Source organism: Haladaptatus sp. SPP-AMP-3, from assembly GCF_049568665.1.
In the GTDB taxonomy this organism is placed as follows: domain Archaea; phylum Halobacteriota; class Halobacteria; order Halobacteriales; family Haladaptataceae; genus Haladaptatus; species Haladaptatus paucihalophilus.
On record NZ_CP145901.1, the window covers coordinates 342,844 to 360,837 of the forward strand.

The window sequence follows — 17,994 nt, forward strand, 5'->3', positions numbered from 1 at the left end:
TTGCGGTCGAGAAACTCAGCTATCGCGCACCGCCGCACGGAGGAGTCCGGTCCCGTCGGATTCCGTCGGAGAGCGCACTGACAGACACAACTCCCAGTCGTCGGCATCGACCGATCGAGCCCACTCTACCGACACCGAATCGGGGTAGATTCGGCGGAGTTCGATGGCGAGCGGGAGCGTCGGGAGGTACCGTTCGTCCGCCTGCAGGGCGTACTCGGAGAGCCTGACGAGCCACGCGCGCTCGTCCGCCGTGTCGTCCAGCGAGGTGAGCCGGTAGTCCGAGACGATGGACACCGAAACGAGGTACTCCAGCACCGTTTCTATCGTCGCCCCGTCATCGACCGTCGGCGGCAATCGGGCCGCTGCCGACGCCAGCACGCGAGCCTGTTCGTCGGCGGAAAGTCGGTCGGTCAACTCCTCGACCATGCTTTCGAGCAGGATGAGACAGAACTCGTCGCGGTCCGAAATCGACTCCGCGGCGTCCAGATACACGTCCATCACCGCCCGCTCGACGGCGGCGAACCCCTCCGTTGCGAGCGTCTCGAAGAGCGCGCCGGTGACGTCGTGACAGAAGTCGATGAGGGGTTGGTGGTCCGTGACCGAATCATCGCCGACGGAACGGGGGAAACGCTGGAAGGAGGGACGCCGGAACGGTGGCGTGGCGTCCCTCGCCGCGTCGGAACTCCTCGGTGTCTCGCATACGATGAGGTCGTGATAGGGAAGGTGCGGGTCGTAGCGTCGAAGCGCCGCCCGGTATCGTTCGGCGAAACGGAGCGCGGTCTGTGCGGTGTCCCTGCTCTCGAACCGTTGTCCCGCGACGGGGACCGGACTCGTCCCGGTTCGACCGCAAACGATGTGGTACGTTCCGCCGTTGGTCGCGAGCGATTCGACGTGCCGACGAATGTCGTGGAGGGTGTTTCCTACCATGTGTCAGTCGTGCTTCCGTCGCGGAGGTCAGGAGGACCCTCCGACGGTACCCGTGTCACCGCCATGTTTTTAGGCTGGCCTAAAAATCCAAAAGTATTTTGTTTGATTCACGAACGGTCGTAAGGACAGGAGCGTTGTTCCGGGTCGGTCGTCGTCGAACGAAATGTGCGTCGCGACCGCGGAGAGTGCGTCTCTTTTCCATCCGGTAATTGCTAGCACGAGTCGAAATCTTTACGCCGTCGTCCGGAAACCATGTACATGACAGTTCATGAAGAAGGAAATGACGACGATGGATTTCCTCGACCGCGCCGTCGATCTCTACGACGACGTGGTTGGCGTCATTGCGGATGACGGCACGGAATATACGTACGCGGAGTTCAACGAGCGAGTCAACAGTCTCGCAAACGTGTTGGCCGACCGCGGCATCGAACAGGGAGACCGAGTGGCGATGCTCGCATCGAACACGCACTACTTCCTCGAAGCGCTGTACGCGACCAACCATCTGGGCGCGGTGTACGTCCCGATGAACTACCGTCTCGTTCCGGAGAACTACGAATACATCCTGAACGATTGCGAGGCGTCGGTCGTCATCGCGGACTACGACTTCGCCGAGAAGGTGGAGGCGGTCCGCGATTCTGTTCCGGCGGAGACGTTCATCGGCTACGAGGCCGACGAAATCGACGGCGACTGGGAGGATTACATGACCCTCGTTGACGGGGCGTCGGCCGACCCGCCGGAGCGGGCCGACATCTCGGAGGACGACGACGCCAGCGTCAATTACACCTCGGGGACGACCGGGGACCCGAAGGGCGTCGTTCGCACCCATCGGACAGAACACTGGCACGCGCTCGTGCTCAACCAGCACATGGAGATTCGGGACGACGACACCTACCTCTGGACGCTCCCGATGTTCCACTGCAACGGCTGGGGGCACACTTACGCCATCACCGGCACCGGCGGTACGCACGTCTGTCTCCGGAAGTTCACCCCGGAGCGAACGCTCGAAAAGATTCGAACCCACGACGTGTCGTTCATGTGCGGCGCGCCGACCGTACTCAACCGCGTCATCGCCTACACGGAGAACAATCCCGACGTGGAGACGACGGGCGACCGCGAGTTGCGCATCGCCACCGCCGGAAGCGCGCCCGCGACGGCGACCATCGAGACCGTCGAGGACGACATCGACTGGCGCATCATCCACATCTACGGCCTGACCGAAACCGCACCCATCATCACGACCTCGAACTCGCCGCGCCGCCTCGCCACGCGCGGCCGGTCACTCAAGGTCAAACAGGGGAGCGAAGTGCTCGGTACCGACGTTCGCGTCGTCCACGACGACGGAACGGACGTTCCCGCCGACGGGCAAACGATGGGCGAAGTCGTCGTCCGCGGCAATCAGGTGATGGACCGCTACCTCAACAAGCCGGAGGCGACCGAGGAAGCGTTCAACGACCGCATCGCGGGCTACTTCCACACCGGCGACCTCGCCACCATCGACGAGGACGGGATGATATCCATCCAGGACCGCAAGAAGGACATCATCATCTCGGGCGGCGAGAACGTCTCGTCCATCGAAGTCGAGGACGTGCTCTACGACCACCCCGAAATCGCCAAAGCGGCCGTCATCCCCACGCCGAGCGACGAGTGGGGCGAGTTGGTAACCGCCGTCGTCGTCCCGAAACCCGACGCTGACCTCTCAGAGGACGACGTGGAGGCGTTCTGCCGCGACAAGATGGCCGGATACAAGATTCCGCGCAAGATTCTGGTACAAGAGGACTTGCCGGAGACGGCGACGGGCAAGGTCCAGAAGTACCAACTGCGCAAGGAATTCTGGGAGGACGAGGAGCGGCTCATCGGGCAAGGGTGATAGCCTCAGCGAAGAAAGATAGCCCGCTGGAACGCGGCTCGAACCGATCTGCGGTTTTTCTCTGTATGTCGAGAACGTGAACTGAACAGCCGACAGACACACGATGCCGGGGAGCGTTATGACCGTCGGGGGAAAGACAGTGAGTTCATACGATACGGCGGGGAACGGTCTCGAAACCGAACGACGACGGACGGAGCGGAGGCGATAGTATGGCCGTGGTGGACACCATCATCGTCTTCATCGTCAGCCTGCTCATCGGCGGGTTCGGCATCTACGCCGGGGCGCGGGTGACGACCGAGTACGCGGGAAGCTACGGCCACGCCATCGTCACGGCGCTTATCGGGTCGATAGTGTGGGGAATCATCAGCTTCTTCGTCGGATGGATTCCCATCCTCGGCGCGCTGTTGGCGCTCGTCGCGTGGGTCGGCGTCATCAACTGGCGGTATCCCGGGGGGTGGGGGACGGCCGTCGTCATCGGACTGGTCGCGTGGTTCGCGGCCGCAATCGTCCTCTACCTGTTCGCGCTGTTCGATATCGTCGCCTCGGGCGCGCTCGGAATCCCCGGCGTCTGAGCCGCCTATCGACCCGTTTTATCGAAGTTCCGGGGTCCACACGGACGAGGACAGCGAGAGCGGCGGTTCGCGGGAACGAACCCATCGGGCGATGGCGACCGTTCCGACGACGATAGCGCCGACGCCGACCAGCCCCGCTTCGGGACCGAACGGTCCTCCAGTGAACACGCGGGGACCGACCTGTTCGGTAGCGATAATCGTCACGGGGAGGCGAAGCCCGCTGACCGAAAAGCCGTAGACGCTCGTCTGAAACAGGTTCCACGAGATGTGCAATCCTATCGGAATCGCCAGTTCGCCCGTCAACAGATAGCCCGACGCGAGCATGACTCCCGCGAGGACGATGACGACCGTACTCGTGAGCGTCGCGTTCGGATTGAAGATGTGGGCGACGCCGAACAGAATCGACGAACAGAGCGTCGCGGCCGCGACCGCAACCTCACCTGACACCCGCGGAAACCAGCGGAAACCCTCCGCGAGATTCGTCAGGATGTAGCCTCGCACCAGCAGTTCCTCGCTGACGCCGACGACGACGAACACGAGAACGGAGGTGAGAAAGACGGTGACGAACGACAAGTCGGACACCGTTCGAAAGAAGCCGGTGACGCGCACCCATCCCAGCGCGAGTTCGGTCAGAAAGATGGCGGTCATGAGCGTCGCGCCGAGGGCGAGGCCGAACCCGAAATCGAGCCACCACGTCCCCGACAGGTGAAAGCCGAAGTCGGCGAACCGACGGCGGTCGATGAACCGACCGACGAGGTACGTGAAGAGACCGACGATAACCAGTTCGAACGAGGTTCGAAACAACAGGCTGCCGAGACGCCCGAACGACGCGAATTGGAACCCGACGAACGCGGACACCCACACCGGACGAAGCGAAACCGCCGCCGCGAGCGAAACGACCACGAACACGATTCCGGCGACGACGAACCGCCACGGGAGTCGAAGCCGTCGGTCCGTCGCGTTCCAGAAGACCGTCTTTATCGAAGAGAGCACCACGAAACCGTACGACGAGGAGGATTGTTAATCCTTGAGCTCACCCGCTGTTCGGTTCGACCGTGCGAGTAAAAAAGGGAACTACGGGAAACGTCGGTGTCACCTCGGCGGAGTTATCGGCACTCGGTTCCCGAGATGTTCACGTCGAGCGACGGCAGTGCGCTCGCTTCCTCGTCGCTACCCGCGTCGATGGTCGTCTCGAACCCGACGTCGACCGCCCCGACGGGATAGATTTGGTCACGGATCTCGCCGTCGGGATACGCTTTCGAGTGAACGTTGACGTAGGTCTTCCCGGCCGTCATCTCGGTAGCGAGGTCGTCGAGCGAGGATCCCTCGTAGGGACCGACCAGATCGTCGTCGGAAATCGTCCCGGTTGCGACCACGCTGGTGCCGAAGAGGTACTGCTCTTCCGTGCCGCTGCCGTCGATGAGATTGACCACGTGCGGGCCGTTTTCGCCCGACTCGCCCGTGTGGATGTGCGCCTTGGTCACCGACGCGTCGAGTCCGAACGCGAGGAGTCCGTATTCGAGTTCGCCGTCGGTCGTCCACTGGAAGACGGCGACCCCCCGTCCGTCGCTCTCGTTCGGGGGAACCTCGTTCTCCCCAGTTAGCACCCCCGTGCTGAACAGTTCGGTCGGCGGTTGCTGTTCGGCGTCCGAACCCGAATTCGAGTCCGAATCGGTGTCATCGTTTCCGGCGACTACTCCAGCGCCGACGCCGCTGAGGGCGACGGCTCCGAGGCTCAGCAGTTTCAGCGTCTCTCGTTTGTCGGTATCTGGCATGGTGGGACCGATTATTGAGTCGGTTCGAAGTTACTAAGGCATTGTTGCCACCTGTAAGATATTGATGTATTGAAGAGTTAGAATGGAACAAACAGTGTTTCGCCCGAAACAGAAATATATTCTGACACGGCGGTCCGACGACACGTCGATACGCACACTTTCCCCCGCTTCGAAGAGTGGGTACAGATGTTCTCGGATTCGAATCTCGGCGGTCAAGTCGCCCTGGTTACCGGCGGTACCAGCGGCATCGGTCGGGAAACGGCGCTCGCGTTGGCGGACCGCGGTGCCTCGGTCGCAATCGTGGGGCGCAACCGAAAGCGCGGGCGGCGCGTTGCGCGCGAAATCGAAGCGCGGAACGGCGACGGGTGGGCCGAACTGTACATCGCCGACTTCGCGTCCCGAGAAAGCGTCCGCAACCTCGCGGTTGCGTTTCGGGACCGACACGACCGGCTCGACGTACTGGTGAACAACGCGGGAACGTTCCGCCACCGTCGGTCAGAAACCGGGGACGGCATCGAAGCCACGTTCGCCGTCAACCATCTCGCGCCGTTCCTGCTCACCCACCTGCTGGTCGATACGCTAGTCGAAAGTGCGCCCGCTCGGGTCGTCACCGTGACCTCCGAGTTGCACGAGCGGGGTACAATCGATTTCGGCGATTTGGGGCACGAGCGCGACTACGACGGCATGGAGGCCTACAGCCAGTCGAAGCTGGCGAACGTCCTGTTCGCCCGCGAACTGGCCGAGCGACTCCGCGGCACCGGCGTGACCGCGACCGCGGTCAACCCCGGTTTCGTTCCGGGGACGGGATTCACCCGCGAGGCCTCGATTCGCAATCGATTACTGTTAGGGTTGTTCTCGGTCCTGCCGCTTCCCTTCACGAAGAACGTCGAAGAAGGCGCGGAGACCGTCATCGAGGCGGCCGCCTCGCCCGAATTCGCCGACGTGACCGGCGAATATGTCAGCGACGGGGTAATCGCGGACGCCTCCGACGAGGCGCACGACGACGACGTTCGACGGCGGTTGTGGGACGTGAGCGCGGGATTTGTCGGCATCTCGCCGGACGATTCTCGGTAGGAAAATCGACCCGACTGGAACCGTTTTGTCCGTCGGACGCCAACCCCCTTCAGAGGGGGAAACAATGACTGACGCACTGCTAGTCATCGACATGCTGAACGATTTCGTGACCGGGAAGATAGCCGCCGAGCGCGCGGAAGGCATCATTTCGCCGCTCGACCGACTCACGGCCGCGGCGCGCGAGAACGGCGTTCCGGTCGTCTACGCGAACGACGCCCACCGACCGGAAGACTTCGAGTTGGACGTGTGGGGCGAACACGCCATGCAGGGGACGGAAGGAGCGGCGGTGATTCCCGAACTCGAACCCGACGAGGGAGACCACGTGTTCGAGAAACGGACCTACGACGCGTTCTACGGAACGGCGCTCGACGAACACCTTCGGAGTCTGGGCGTGGACCGAGTGGTCCTGACCGGCCTGCACACGAACATGTGCATCCGTCACGCCTCGGCCGGGGCGTTCTTCCGCGGTTACGACATCGTGATTCCGGGGGATTGCGTGGAGGCCTTCAGCGAGGAGGCTCACACGGAAGGACTCGAATACCTCGCGGACGTGTACAATGCGAAGATAACGACGACGGACGACCTCATCGATGAGTGGCGAAAAACCGCGTCCGCCGAAGCGGTGAGCGACGAGGGAACGGCGTCGTAATCGCTCCGGTGGCTATCGACGCCGGAGCGACCGAACCGACTCCCGTAACCGCCGGAGCGAATCGGCGTACCGCGAAGCGCCGGGGTCCGAACTCGACGGGGATTCCGACGGAGCGGTTTCGGACGACGAGGTGCCGGACGTGTGGGGTTCAGACAAGGGAGTATCACGTGTGGAGGCTTCGGACGAGGAGGTTCCGACGTCCGTCGGGTCCGTCTCCTCGGCTTTCGACCGCCACGCACGGAGGTTCCCGGAGACGTCCACGGGCAGGTCCACGGCGAGGTTCGACGCGGCGACGCCGGTAGTGAGGCCCATCGAGGACGCCAGCACCGCGGTTTGGAGTTCGAGGCGTCCGAATTCGAGGGGATCGAGTTGGAGGAGCGTCCACAACAACCCGGAGACGAACAGGACCACTCCGGCGACGGTCAGCCACTCGTTCGTATCGGACGCGTCGGCCGCCCGTCCCGCGAGTCGCGTCACGGCAACGCCCGTGACGAACTGGACGAGGAACACCGCGGCGAGAAAGCCGAGGGCGGAAACGGCCGCGAACGGGTCCCACGACGCGATGCCGCCGAGCCGGTCGCTCGGGAGGACACCGGCAGCGAACTGGAGGGTCGCTTCGAGGAGCGCGGCGGTCACGGCGTCGATAAGGCCGAGCGTGTCGGCGAGCAGTCGTATCTCGCCGTCGAGGAGCGCGCGTGCGAGGTCCCGACTCGACCGACTCCCGAGGAGTTCCGCGAGGACGAAGAGACAGAACGGTGGAAGCGCGCCGAAAACGACGGCGTATCGCGCGAGTCGAGTGGGAAAGCCGCTCCGGCGGACGCCCCGCACGACGAGCCAGAGAACGACGGCGAGCGGGACGATGGCGGACGGCGATTCGTGGAGGACACCGATGGTCGTCTCGAACATGGGGATGGCCAATCGAGCAGAGCATGGCAGTTCCGCGTAGAGAAACTTACGGCTTCGATCGCGCCCGCGGAGAACTACCTTCGAAACGGATGGGTTGCGCGTTCGTCCGGGGGTATCGTAGGGAAGCGAAGAGACTATCGGCCGCGTTTCGGACTGGAGGTTTCGTGACGGTTACTCGATTTCTATCTCGACGACCTCGGGGTCGTTGTCGAAGTCATCGTCCAGCGGGTCGTGTGCGAGGTCCTCCAACACCAGTTCGATGTTTCGTTTGTTGGCCTTCCACACCGCGTCGATGATGCCGCCGACGACCGGAATCGACCCGCCAACCACGTCGATGCTCACGTTCGCTATCATCCGCAAGAGAGTGGTGAACGAGACGCCCAAGCGGGCCGCTTCGAGGACGAGGTACAGGGACAATCCGGCACTGATGACGTCGCCGACCCCCGGAAGCGCGCCGAGGATGGGGTCGAGACCGACGCGGAAATCGGTCCCCGGAACGCGCATGAAGTCGTCGAAGACGCGCGCTACCGTCCGCATTCTGTCGATTGCCGCACGGTCGAGGGTCGGTGGGAGTTCACCCTCGAAATCGAACTCGTCTTTCAAATCCGAATTGCGGCTCATGGACACACCTGTTTCCGAGACGCAATAAACCCGACGGCTGGTGAGATGCAGATGGCATCGAGCGTCGTCTCCGCCACAAAGCATTTGCACGATTCGATGGATTTGGGACCCGTGGCGGTAGTTTCACGGTCGTTGACGCGGAACGGCGTGCAGTCGTCACGAAAGCGAGCGGATACCCGTTCCCCGTGCTACCGTCACTTGCCTCTGACTTCCGATGCCGGTGCGTCCCCTGGCGCACCGGTGCGTACCTAACTCGGACGACGATGCGTGCACAATCATCATAGTTTTGCACGACGTAGTGTCGTCCATGTCGCGGAGAATCGTCGTAGAAACCGCGAGGGCCGAGCGCGGAGAACATCAATGGCTGGAAACGTTCAACGATTCGCCGAGTCACGGGGACGAGTACGACGCCATCACGTCACTGTCGTGGAACGGCCCCCAGGAAAATCAGGAGGGCGTATTACGCTACGGGAAACTGCCGAAACTCGACCTGCCGTCGTACCTCAACTACTGGTACTACCACCTCAAGTGGGGGTTGGAAAAGGAGGGCATGGTTTCCAGACTGTACGCGCCGAACATCTACGAGACGAACGGGGAGTACATCGAGGAGTACTTTCCCTACGTGACGGTCGAACGAGTGCTGGAACGGCGAGGATGGGAGATGAGAGATGAACGACAGTTGGAGGACGGCCGCGTTCGATACACGTGGACGAAACCCGAGCGGCGGGACTCGGTAGCGGAGTCGGCGAAGCGACTGATGACGAAGATGCGACGCAAAGAGGCCACGTGAACGGCGAGCGGTGAACAGCAGTACCGACAGCAGAACAGCCACTCCAGCACGACAGCGGAACAGTCACTCGGTCTCGAGACCGCGAACTCAGTCGGAACGACCGGCGGTCGGGTCGACGACGCGGCCGAGGAAGAGGACCGTATTTGTCGGTTTGTGGCGAATCAGGAACAGAAACGGCCTATCGACGGTCATTTCGAACGGATTCAGCGGTGCCGACGTGACACCTACTTCGACGGCCGTCGCGGCCGCCGCTTCGGTTCCGTTCTCGTCGACTTCGATAACGCTCTTCTGACGGACGCTGTCGATGAAGAGGTTGTCGCCCGTCTCCTCGATGTCGGCCATTCCGCCGAAATCGGCACTCGGAGAGAATACGCGGGACATACCGAGGTCCGAGAGCGTCGTCCCGAGGTCGAGCGACAATTCGAGGGAGAACTTCGGCAGCGCAATCGAGCCGTCCGTTCGCTCCATCTCTCCCAGCAACGCCTCCAGTCGGTCGGCGGAAAGCGAGGCCGTGAACGACTCGAACGTGCCGCTTTTCGGCAGAATGACGACCATCCCGACCTCGTTGCCGACGTAGGGGAGTTCTATCAGCTGCTGGCCGTCCACGGCGGCGTAGGGGAACGAGTCGGATTGGGACATCATCGGCACCCGCGATGTCGTCCCGTCGAGCGCGGTGAACGGCCGCCGTTTCGTGTTCTCCTCCGAGAACGTGCTTGCCCACGTCGCCCGGAAGTAGATGGTGTTGGTGAGGACGAGTCGCGTTCGCGCATCGAGCGCGTTTTTCCCCAGCAGGTCGGTGATTTTGCCCGCCGTTTGGTCGGCGACCCACGCGTTAATGGTCTCCGTGGCTTCGTCGGCATTCTCTTGGAAGTCGCAGGCGTTGAGACCGGCGTCGTAGTACGTTCGAAGCGTGGTGAGGAAGTCGTCGCGCCACGGGTAACCTTCCTGTCCCCAAATCGCGTTCGCGGTGGTCAACTGGAACGGCGTCCCCCTGTCCGCGTCGGTGTTCACCCGCTCGTCCGCGGTTTCGAGTCGTTCGTCCGTCTCGCCGAACGCGGCGTGAAGCGGCTCGCCGTCGAAGGGGAACCGGAGGGTGTCGGCCATCGCTGCCCGCGTCTCGCCGCGCGCCCCGGCGTGCGTCATCGCCAACGCCACTGACGCGCTGAACGGGGACAGAAACTGGTTTTCGTTCGGGTCGGTTTCGGCGAGCGAGGAGAGCAGCGTCAGGCCGAATTCCGAGTTTCCGCGGGCGAGCGTTCGAATCGCCGCTTCGTCGGTCGAAACGGGATTCGACTTCTCTGCTCCGGTTACCGTCCGAACGTTCGTTCCGGTATCGTTCGACGAGAGCGGGGCGAGACAACCCGAAAGGAGAGTTCCGGCGACGAGCGCGTTCGAGAGGGCGAGAACGCGGCGGCGGGTGGGTGACATACTCCACGTTTCACCTTCGCGAGCAAATACGTTGGTAAGACACAAACACCGATTGTAGTTACGGGTCGTCCACTTCGGTTGGTATTCGGTTGGTATGCGATGTCCGCTACGGTTGTTACGAGGTATCCGTTTCGTTCCCGCCGCGGCGCGCGAAGAACACCTTGGGCTCCATGGTGAGTTTCGTCTCGTCCGCCTCGTTCTGCATTTCGAGGTGGAAGGTGACGAGGCCGCGGTTCGGGTCGCTTTCGAGCGGGCGTTTGTCGGTGACTTCGAGCGTGAGCGAGAGGGTTTCGCCCGGTTTGACGGGAGCGGGCCACGTGACGGATTCGACGCCGGGCGAGCCTAAACTGCCGCTGTTCTCGAAGAAGTTGTCCACGAGGATTCGCATGGAGATGGCGGTGCTGTGCCACCCGCTGGCGACGAGTTCGCCGAACATCGATTCGGCCGCGGCGTCCAAATCGACGTGGAACTCCTGCGGGTCGTACTGCTCCGCGAACGAGAGGATTTCCTCCTCGGTGACGGTGTAGCTGCCGAACGATTCGCGGTCGCCGACGACGAGATCTTCGAAATCCCGGTTGCTCATGCGGATGGATTGGCGGAGCCGAAACAAATAGCCGAGGGCTGGGGAAATCGAGGGGATAAATTCTCAGTCGCCGCTCGTCGCCGAGGCCGACGACTCGCCGCGTTCACGCGGGATGTAGTAGGCGAACCCGACCGCGAGAACGGACACGACGACCGACAGCGCAAACACGGTCGTCAGTCCATCCGTCAGAATCGTCGCCAATCCGGCGGGCGGCGTGGGAGACCCGAGTAACCGCTGTTGGAGCTGACCGAGGTTCGAGACGCCGGAAATCGTCGTCAGTTGGTTTCGAATGACGAGATTCAGGGCGAACCCGAGGAGTGCGACGCCCATCGTCCCGCCGAGGTTGCGGAAGAACTGTTGGGAGGAGGTGACGACGCCCATCTGTGCCGTCCCGAAGTGGTTCTGAATCGCCGTCAACAGCGGCGGCGTGACCATTCCCATGCCGACGCCCATCACGAACACGTTGCCGATGACGAGCGGAAGGGCCGTATCTGCCGTCCAGAGGACCGTCGCCGCGCCGAAACTCAAGACGAGGAGGACGGTCCCGACGGTGGCGAGTCGCTGTTCGCCGACCCGATTTACCAGTCGGCCCGAGAGAAAGCTCGTCCCCGACCAGCCGATGGAGATGGGGAAGACGGCCAGCGCCGCGCTTCCCGCGCCGCCACGGACGCTTTGCAGGTAGAGCGGCACGTACGTAATCGCCGCGAAGAGCACGAAACTCGTGAGGAATCCGGTCACGTTCGTCGTGATGAACACAGTATCGTCGAACATCGACAGCGGGACGATGGGCTGGGTCGCGCGCCGTTCGACGGCGTAGAACACGCCGAGGCCGACGATTCCGGCCGCGATGAGCGGAAGCGCCCACGAACTCGTCGTTTCGAGGAGTTGAAGCCCGACGAGGAGCGCCCCGACGGCGACCGACAGCACGGCCGCGCCGAGGAAGTCGACGTCGCGGTCGGCGCTGCCGGTCGATTCGTCGAGCGAGATGGCCACGAGGACCACGGCCACCAACCCGACCGGAACGCTGAGGTAAAACACCCCTCGCCAGCCGATCGTTTCGACGATGACGAAGCCGAGAAGCGGACCGACGACGCTCGAAATCCCCCAGACGGTACTCCCGAGGCCGATAGCTCGACCCCGCTCCTCGGGCGGATACACCACCCCGAGGATGGTGTACGGGATGGCGAACATCGCGCCCGCTCCGACTCCCTGGAGCGACCGGAACGCGACCAATTGGGGCATGCTCCCCGCCGCACCGCACAGCGCGCTCCCGGCGACGAAGATGGCGGCGCCGACGAAGAACAGCCGTTTCCGGCCGTAGATGTCGGCGAGGCGACCGTACAGGGGCATCGAAACTGCCGCGAACAGCATGTAGGCCGCGAAGGCCCACGCGTACAGTTCGAGTCCTCCCAGCGATTGCACGACCGTCGGCATCGCCGTGCTCACGATGGTTCCGTCGATGGCCGCGAGGAAGATACCGAGCAGGACGCCCAGCGTCGCAAGCCGTCGGTTGGTCATGGAACTCCTTCGAGGGCGACGGGCAAATAGCCGCCCCACGGTTTTCCGTGGCTTCCACACGGCCCGGTGGGGAAATCGTTTCCGACCGCAGCGTCAGTCAGGATTCCGACCGCGGCGTCGGTCAGGAATCACCCTTGTTTGTGGTGTTCCGTCAGGTTGACCGCCAGCACCGGAACCGTCGTCAATCGAATGACTCGCTCGGTGACGCTCCCGAGCAGGAGGTGGCTGACGCCCGTATTGGCGTGGGTGCCCATCACGATGGCGTCGATGTCGTTCTCCTCGGCGTAGTTCACGATTTCTTCTGCCGGGTCGCCGTTTACGATGGCGGTCCGCGTTTCGAGACCGGCACGCTCCGCCGTTCCTTCGATAGAGGATACGGCCGTTTCGCCCGTCGTTTTGAGGTCGTCGTGAACCATAGATTGTGTCGATTCGGAGAGCGAATCGCCAAGTCCGGAATCAACGACGTGAAGGACGTGAACCGTTGCGTCCGTGAGTTCGGCGAGCGAAATCGCTTCCTCGACGAACTGCTGTTCACCGCCGCTGCCATCCGTCGGAACGAGAATCTCGTCGTACATCGGTTCGCCCAACGAGGGCGAACGGGATAGTGGTACTGCCTGCCCGAAGCGCAACGGAGAGCGGTAACTCAAGAAACAGAAACAGACAGCGCGAAGCTACGGAGACGACGGTAAGTGGCCCACTCGACCGATATTACACTCTGGACGAGGGGTGTCAGACGCGCGTCCGGTGGTGACACAAAACAGATTACTCGTCGATGTCGATGCTGTCGAATCGGCTATCACGGAGCACGGATTTCAGGACGATGTCGGTGTCCTGCACGAGTCGATGTTCGAGGTAGCTTCCCTGTCCGCGGCCGCCGCCGGTTCGCGTCGATTCCACGACGCCGAGGAACGCCTGTTCCTTGAGGAGTTCGTAGACGCGGTGTTCGCTCAGCACGTTCGCATCCAGTTGCTTGCAGATCTGCTGATAGCGGGTGAAAATTTCGCTCGTCGAGAACTCCGAGCCGCGGTTTTCCTTCGTCAGGAGCGCGAGTGCGTAGAGGATGAACTTCACCTGCGTCGTCGACCCACGGAGCAGTTCCTCGAAGCGGTCCACCTCGGCCCACTCCTGTGCGTCGCGGATGTGTTCCTCGGTGACGAGTTCGTCGCCTTGCCGTTCCGCGAGTTCCCCGGCGTGGCGGAGGATTTCGATTGCCTTTCGCGCGTCACCGTGTTCCTGTGCGGCGAACGCGGCGGTCAGCGGAATGACGTCGCCGGTCAGGACTCCTTCCTTGAACGCGTCGCGCCGGTGTTCCATGATATCCCGAAGTTGGTTCGCGTCGTACGGCTGGAACACGAACTCCTCCTCCCGAAGGCTGCTCTTGACCCGCTCGTTGAGCCGGTCGCGGTACTCTATCTTGTTGCTGATGGCGACGATACCGAGGTGGCAATCGGCCTTCCCCGATTCTCGCGCGCGCGAGAGTTGCATCAGTACGTCGTCGGATTCGAGTCGGTCAACCTCGTCCAAGATGATGATCACGGCGTCGTAACAGCGGTCGAGAACCTCCCAGAGGTAATCGTAGTACTCCCCGCTTCCGATACCCGTCCGCGGAATGGAAATCGCCGTCTTGTCCTCGTCGTTCAGCGTTCGGGTGATAGACCGAGCGACCCTGGTATGGGTGTTGTGCTGTGCGCAGTCTACGTACACGGTACCGACGTCGACATTCTGTGCACCGGCAGCCTGTCGTGCGCGTTCGGTCACGTGCCGCGTGACGAGGGATTTCCCGGTTCCGGTCTTGCCGTATATCATGACGTTGTTCGGCGGGTCGGAACGGACGATGGGTCGGAGTTCGGCCGCGACGGATTCGATTTCGGAATCACGCCCGACGATGCGCGTACTCTGGGGGACGTGACCGACTTTCAGCAACTCCTTTCGTTCGAACACCTGTGTCGTGGTTTCGTCGTTCACGTTGAACAGGGGGTCGCTCGCCGGGTCGTCCGTGGTATCGAAATCGGAGAGCCGGGGAGGTTCATCGGACATACGACAGCCAGCGTGCGCTCAGTATAAATAACTAGGCCTTCCCCACACACAACGTGTCGAGTGTATATCGACCGAATATGCTAGAGAAGAGGCGTAATTCGTCGGTGTCATATTCTCATCACCAAGACCCGAGAAAGAGTGAAAAGAATCGAAAGGGGAAAGAGAGGGTGAGAAGAGGGCGGAAGAAGATGGAGAGAGGACGAAAGAAGATAGGGAGAAGGTGAGAAAGGGAAGTGGATGAGAAGAGAACGGGAAGGGTGGATACGACGGACAGGGTGGATACGACGAGCCGGAAAGTCGAAGCCTGCTCGCCGAACAGACGCCCGGTCCAGAGTGAAACACGAACGACGAGAGCAGTCGAGATGAAATGAGAGCAAGACAGGAGAGCAAGACAGGAGAGAAGAACAAGACGGGAGAGCAAAAAAGCGAAAGCGGGAGCGTAAAACGGACGTGTAGAAAACCGTCAGGGGAGTCGAACGGAGCAGTAACGTATATTTTTTGTGTGATGTTGGACACCCCTCGTCCAGAGTGTAACGGTGGCAAAATCGGGTGTCTTTGAAAGAGGTATTCCTGAAAGTCGGTAGTAAATCTCGATGATAAAGACCGAATGAACGACAGTTGAAAATAACGGGCGAGAAAACGCGTTACTGGACGAAGGAAGGTACGTTTCGTCTGGAGGTTAGCGTCGGTTTGTCGGAAGCAAGGAAGGGGTGACACACACCCCTCGTCCAGAGTGTAACGGGGAGGATGGTGGGTGGGATAGAAGAGATACGGGGCGTACTATGATAGAAGGGGAAAACACGGTCTAAAGGGCTCAGACGGATTGTAACGGTAGTATTGAGACAGTCGCGTAACTCGGGACGTTGCTCGGAGTGGCAGAACTAACAGATATATATTCAACAGTAATTTAATGGATACTCAATATCGGTTCGTCGTGTTCTATATAATGGAAATGAGAGATAGAGGAATATATAGGATGACGTCGTGAGGTGGCGGGAGTGAACTAATAATCAATCACGTGTCTATGGGCATCATTAAATAGTTAAGTATAATATGCTAGAACACAAAAAGTCCATTAAGCTAATTTCACTTTATAGAAGACGAATTTCTATTCGTCTTCGACTCCATTCCAGTCGAAGCGACCCCGCAGAAGACCGCTGAAACGTGGGTTTGTGGGAGTGTGATGTGTGGGGTGTAATGTTCCGGGACCGTCCATGCGTTTCGCCATCCGTTCGTTTTTTTCCTCGATCTACCACACTCCGTTTTTTGCCCCACCGCTACTGTCCCATCTCTCCACCCCACCCCCACCTTCTCCCGTTACACTCTGGACGAGGGGTGTGTGTGAACCAAAGTATGTATCCTAACTATCAATTCATCGCTCGGTCTCGAGCTCGAGTCGGTCGCCGTCCTCCCGAGTACGAACAGAGTAATCCACCGTCGAAAGCGGAACCGTGCACTTAGCTGTCGGTACGAACGACCAGCGCGGCGGCGATTAGCAGTGCGGCGGTCCAGAGGAGTGCGATATCGAGGACCGGATAGAGCGACCCGCTGACCCCCGCGCCGGTGTCGTATCCATTGCCAACAATCGCGTTCAGTACGCCGAAGGCGACGACAGCGACGATGGTAAACCCGAACGCCGTTCCGAACCCCACGCCGGGTCGATACGCGACGAGTGGAACCGCGAGGAAGACAGCTACAATGCTACCGACGACAAACGGCGAAATCGGGAGCGGTCGTATCATCCACGCTTGAAGCAACGACCCGAGAACGCTATTGACGATACCGGATAACCCGACCCAGACGCCGACCAGCCGAAGCGGCTGGTCGAGCGCAGTCTCGATTCGACGGATTACTCCCTCCTCGTCATCCGCCGTTTTGCTATCTGTCGGTTTGCCACTCGTCGCTTTGCTATCTGTTGCTTTTCCACTTGCCGTTTTCTCGTCCGTCATGCTTCCTCCAACGCGAACACCGCGTTTTCGATGCCGACGTACACCCTCTCTCCGACGACGGCGGGCGGTCCGACTGAACCGGTTCCCTCCTTGGGTTCGAACGCGAACAACCGTTCCCCGCTGGCAGCGTCAAGCGCGACGAGGCTCGACTCCGCTCCGACGTACACGGCGGTATCCGTTACCGCGAGGCCGGAGATGAAACTCGTCCGGTTCTCCCCCGTCCGTCCCACCGACGTCTTCCAGCGCGTGGAACCATCCGTCGAATCGACCGCGACGACGTGTCCCTCTCCGGCGCGGAATATCGTTTTCCCGTTCGTCGCCATCACCGCCCCGGTCGCGTCGGCGGTCCATTCGACCGACCCTTCCCGAACGTCCACCGCGTAGAGTCGCCCCGCGCCGCCGTAGAGCGTTCCGTTCGAGATAACCGGACCGTTCCCGAACGCCGCTTCGATATCGCCGGGAAGCCCGGGCCGTGACAGTTGCCAGCGCGTTTCGCCGTTCGTTGCGTCGAGGCCGACGAGAGTGTTTCGGGAGCTTTCCGCTCCAACGAAAATACCGTCCGCGTACGCGAGGGGTCGATGTCGATGTTCGCTGGGTGTTTTCCAGCGAGGAATCCCGTTCGATGTATCCAACGCGATGAGCGAGTCGGAACTCCCGAAGTACGATGCGAGGAAAATCGTGTTCCCGACCGGGAGCACTTCGTCGAAACTGCTGTTCGTGGCGAACTTCCACCGGGCTTGGTTCTCGGAGACGGCGTACAAGCTCACTCCTGCCCTATAACACGCTTGCCCATCGGCGACGACCGGCCCTCCCTGCGGGAGCTCGCCTCCGGTAGCGAACCGCCATCGTTCCGTTCCGGTGGCCGCGTCGAGCGCGACCAACTCGTGTCGCGTGAGGGCGTAGAGGATGTCGCCCGCGACGGTCGGCGACTGGAACAGATGCGGGTCGCCGACGGTCGTCCGCCAGGCGACTCGAACGTCGTCCGTCGGCGCGCTCGTCGTCGTCGCGTATCCAGACCGGGACGGGTCCCGACCGCGCATCGGCCACGCGTCGGGCGGAACCGACGGGTCGAGTGACTGCTCGCTCGTGAACAGGGACGGGCGGACGTACCACGCACCGAGGGCGGCGACACCTCCCGCGGTGAGTAGCTGTCGGCGTGAAACCCGCGGGGACTCTGGAAACACGTCTTGAATCCGTTCCATTCGTAATAAACTATTTCGGAACGGCGTGAGGAAAACCGTCGCTGTCCGATGTATCACCGCACCGTTCTCTCATCCATTAAATCAACCACACTTCTA

The 17,994-nt window shown here is 61.6% G+C and carries 17 protein-coding genes; 5 read left to right on the forward strand and 12 right to left on the reverse strand.

The annotated features are described in order from the left end of the window. Positions 1-15: 15 nt before the first annotated feature. Entirely contained in the window at positions 16-927 is a 912-nt protein-coding gene (locus tag V5735_RS21805; RefSeq protein WP_423746756.1) for a DUF7551 domain-containing protein, read from the reverse strand. Positions 928-1,195: 268 nt separating this feature from the next. On the opposite strand from V5735_RS21805, the gene V5735_RS21810 reads away from it, so the two are divergent. Then, positions 1,196-2,794 carry a class I adenylate-forming enzyme family protein gene (locus V5735_RS21810; protein ID WP_423746757.1) on the forward strand — a complete coding sequence of 533 codons (1,599 nt, stop codon included), beginning with the start codon at positions 1,196-1,198 and terminating at the stop codon, positions 2,792-2,794. A 209-nt stretch (positions 2,795-3,003) separates the two neighbouring features. Further along, the gene (locus tag V5735_RS21815; protein ID WP_423746758.1) at positions 3,004-3,366 is read left to right on the forward strand and encodes a hypothetical protein; all 363 of its coding nucleotides are present in this window, start codon (positions 3,004-3,006) and stop codon (positions 3,364-3,366) included. Between the two features lie 18 nt (positions 3,367-3,384). On the opposite strand, the gene V5735_RS21820 is transcribed toward V5735_RS21815, so the two are convergent. Next, positions 3,385-4,359, reverse strand: coding sequence for a lysostaphin resistance A-like protein (locus V5735_RS21820; protein ID WP_423746759.1), 975 nt, complete (start codon positions 4,357-4,359; stop codon positions 3,385-3,387). Positions 4,360-4,472: 113 nt separating this feature from the next. Next, entirely contained in the window at positions 4,473-5,141 is a 669-nt protein-coding gene (locus V5735_RS21825; RefSeq protein ID WP_423746760.1) for a CHRD domain-containing protein, read from the reverse strand. A gap of 186 nt (positions 5,142-5,327) precedes the next feature. Between V5735_RS21825 and V5735_RS21830 the strand changes: the two genes are divergently transcribed. Further along, positions 5,328-6,215 carry an SDR family oxidoreductase gene (locus V5735_RS21830; RefSeq protein ID WP_423746761.1) on the forward strand — a complete coding sequence of 296 codons (888 nt, stop codon included), beginning with the start codon at positions 5,328-5,330 and terminating at the stop codon, positions 6,213-6,215. Between the two features lie 64 nt (positions 6,216-6,279). Next, positions 6,280-6,864 carry a cysteine hydrolase family protein gene (locus tag V5735_RS21835; protein WP_423746762.1) on the forward strand — a complete coding sequence of 195 codons (585 nt, stop codon included), beginning with the start codon at positions 6,280-6,282 and terminating at the stop codon, positions 6,862-6,864. Positions 6,865-6,876: 12 nt separating this feature from the next. Here V5735_RS21835 and V5735_RS21840 read toward each other — a convergent pair whose 3' ends face one another. Both V5735_RS21840 and V5735_RS21845 read right to left on the reverse strand, forming a co-directional pair. Next, positions 6,877-7,770, reverse strand: coding sequence for a hypothetical protein (locus tag V5735_RS21840; RefSeq protein WP_423746763.1), 894 nt, complete (start codon positions 7,768-7,770; stop codon positions 6,877-6,879). A 171-nt stretch (positions 7,771-7,941) separates the two neighbouring features. Next, entirely contained in the window at positions 7,942-8,391 is a 450-nt protein-coding gene (locus V5735_RS21845; protein ID WP_423746764.1) for a DUF4112 domain-containing protein, read from the reverse strand. A 307-nt stretch (positions 8,392-8,698) separates the two neighbouring features. Here V5735_RS21845 and V5735_RS21850 point away from each other — a divergent pair, with 307 nt between their 5' ends. Next, positions 8,699-9,181 (forward strand): hypothetical protein, encoded by a 483-nt coding sequence (locus V5735_RS21850; protein ID WP_423746765.1) that lies wholly within the window; start codon positions 8,699-8,701, stop codon positions 9,179-9,181. An 87-nt stretch (positions 9,182-9,268) separates the two neighbouring features. Here V5735_RS21850 and V5735_RS21855 read toward each other — a convergent pair whose 3' ends face one another. The 7 genes from V5735_RS21855 to V5735_RS21885 all read right to left on the reverse strand — a co-directional run bounded on the left by V5735_RS21855 (position 9,269) and on the right by V5735_RS21885 (position 17,898). Continuing rightward, on the reverse strand, positions 9,269-10,609 hold the full coding sequence (locus V5735_RS21855; RefSeq protein WP_423746766.1) for a serpin family protein: 1,341 nt from the start codon (positions 10,607-10,609) through the stop codon (positions 9,269-9,271). A 115-nt stretch (positions 10,610-10,724) separates the two neighbouring features. Beyond that, positions 10,725-11,192 (reverse strand): MaoC family dehydratase, encoded by a 468-nt coding sequence (locus V5735_RS21860; protein WP_423746767.1) that lies wholly within the window; start codon positions 11,190-11,192, stop codon positions 10,725-10,727. A gap of 63 nt (positions 11,193-11,255) precedes the next feature. Next, positions 11,256-12,710, reverse strand: coding sequence for an MDR family MFS transporter (locus V5735_RS21865; protein WP_423746768.1), 1,455 nt, complete (start codon positions 12,708-12,710; stop codon positions 11,256-11,258). Between the two features lie 128 nt (positions 12,711-12,838). Continuing rightward, positions 12,839-13,285, reverse strand: a complete 447-nt coding sequence (locus tag V5735_RS21870; RefSeq protein WP_423746769.1) for a universal stress protein — start codon at positions 13,283-13,285, stop codon at positions 12,839-12,841. Positions 13,286-13,472: 187 nt separating this feature from the next. Then, positions 13,473-14,747, reverse strand: coding sequence for a Cdc6/Cdc18 family protein (locus V5735_RS21875; protein WP_423746770.1), 1,275 nt, complete (start codon positions 14,745-14,747; stop codon positions 13,473-13,475). A gap of 1,457 nt (positions 14,748-16,204) precedes the next feature. Continuing rightward, positions 16,205-16,696, reverse strand: coding sequence for a hypothetical protein (locus V5735_RS21880; protein WP_423746771.1), 492 nt, complete (start codon positions 16,694-16,696; stop codon positions 16,205-16,207). Further along, positions 16,693-17,898, reverse strand: coding sequence for a PQQ-binding-like beta-propeller repeat protein (locus V5735_RS21885; protein WP_423746772.1), 1,206 nt, complete (start codon positions 17,896-17,898; stop codon positions 16,693-16,695). The genes V5735_RS21880 and V5735_RS21885 overlap by 4 nt, the downstream gene beginning before the upstream one ends. Positions 17,899-17,994 lie beyond the last annotated feature (96 nt).

Bases quoted from the DNA above. Each gene is read 5' to 3' on its own strand.
- V5735_RS21840 (WP_423746763.1), bottom strand. From the start codon at position 7,770: ATGTTCGAGACGACCATCGGTGTCCTCCACGAATCGCCGTCCGCCATC.
- V5735_RS21835 (WP_423746762.1), top strand. From the start codon at position 6,280: ATGACTGACGCACTGCTAGTCATCGACATGCTGAACGATTTCGTGACC.
- V5735_RS21815 (WP_423746758.1), top strand. From the start codon at position 3,004: ATGGCCGTGGTGGACACCATCATCGTCTTCATCGTCAGCCTGCTCATC.
- V5735_RS21880 (WP_423746771.1), bottom strand. From the start codon at position 16,696: ATGACGGACGAGAAAACGGCAAGTGGAAAAGCAACAGATAGCAAAGCG.
- V5735_RS21860 (WP_423746767.1), bottom strand. From the start codon at position 11,192: ATGAGCAACCGGGATTTCGAAGATCTCGTCGTCGGCGACCGCGAATCG.
- V5735_RS21810 (WP_423746757.1), top strand. From the start codon at position 1,196: ATGAAGAAGGAAATGACGACGATGGATTTCCTCGACCGCGCCGTCGAT.
- V5735_RS21865 (WP_423746768.1), bottom strand. From the start codon at position 12,710: ATGACCAACCGACGGCTTGCGACGCTGGGCGTCCTGCTCGGTATCTTC.
- V5735_RS21850 (WP_423746765.1), top strand. From the start codon at position 8,699: ATGTCGCGGAGAATCGTCGTAGAAACCGCGAGGGCCGAGCGCGGAGAA.
- V5735_RS21875 (WP_423746770.1), bottom strand. From the start codon at position 14,747: ATGTCCGATGAACCTCCCCGGCTCTCCGATTTCGATACCACGGACGAC.
- V5735_RS21830 (WP_423746761.1), top strand. From the start codon at position 5,328: ATGTTCTCGGATTCGAATCTCGGCGGTCAAGTCGCCCTGGTTACCGGC.
- V5735_RS21870 (WP_423746769.1), bottom strand. From the start codon at position 13,285: ATGTACGACGAGATTCTCGTTCCGACGGATGGCAGCGGCGGTGAACAG.
- V5735_RS21825 (WP_423746760.1), bottom strand. From the start codon at position 5,141: ATGCCAGATACCGACAAACGAGAGACGCTGAAACTGCTGAGCCTCGGA.
- V5735_RS21855 (WP_423746766.1), bottom strand. From the start codon at position 10,609: ATGTCACCCACCCGCCGCCGCGTTCTCGCCCTCTCGAACGCGCTCGTC.
- V5735_RS21885 (WP_423746772.1), bottom strand. From the start codon at position 17,898: ATGGAACGGATTCAAGACGTGTTTCCAGAGTCCCCGCGGGTTTCACGC.
- V5735_RS21805 (WP_423746756.1), bottom strand. From the start codon at position 927: ATGGTAGGAAACACCCTCCACGACATTCGTCGGCACGTCGAATCGCTC.
- V5735_RS21845 (WP_423746764.1), bottom strand. From the start codon at position 8,391: ATGAGCCGCAATTCGGATTTGAAAGACGAGTTCGATTTCGAGGGTGAA.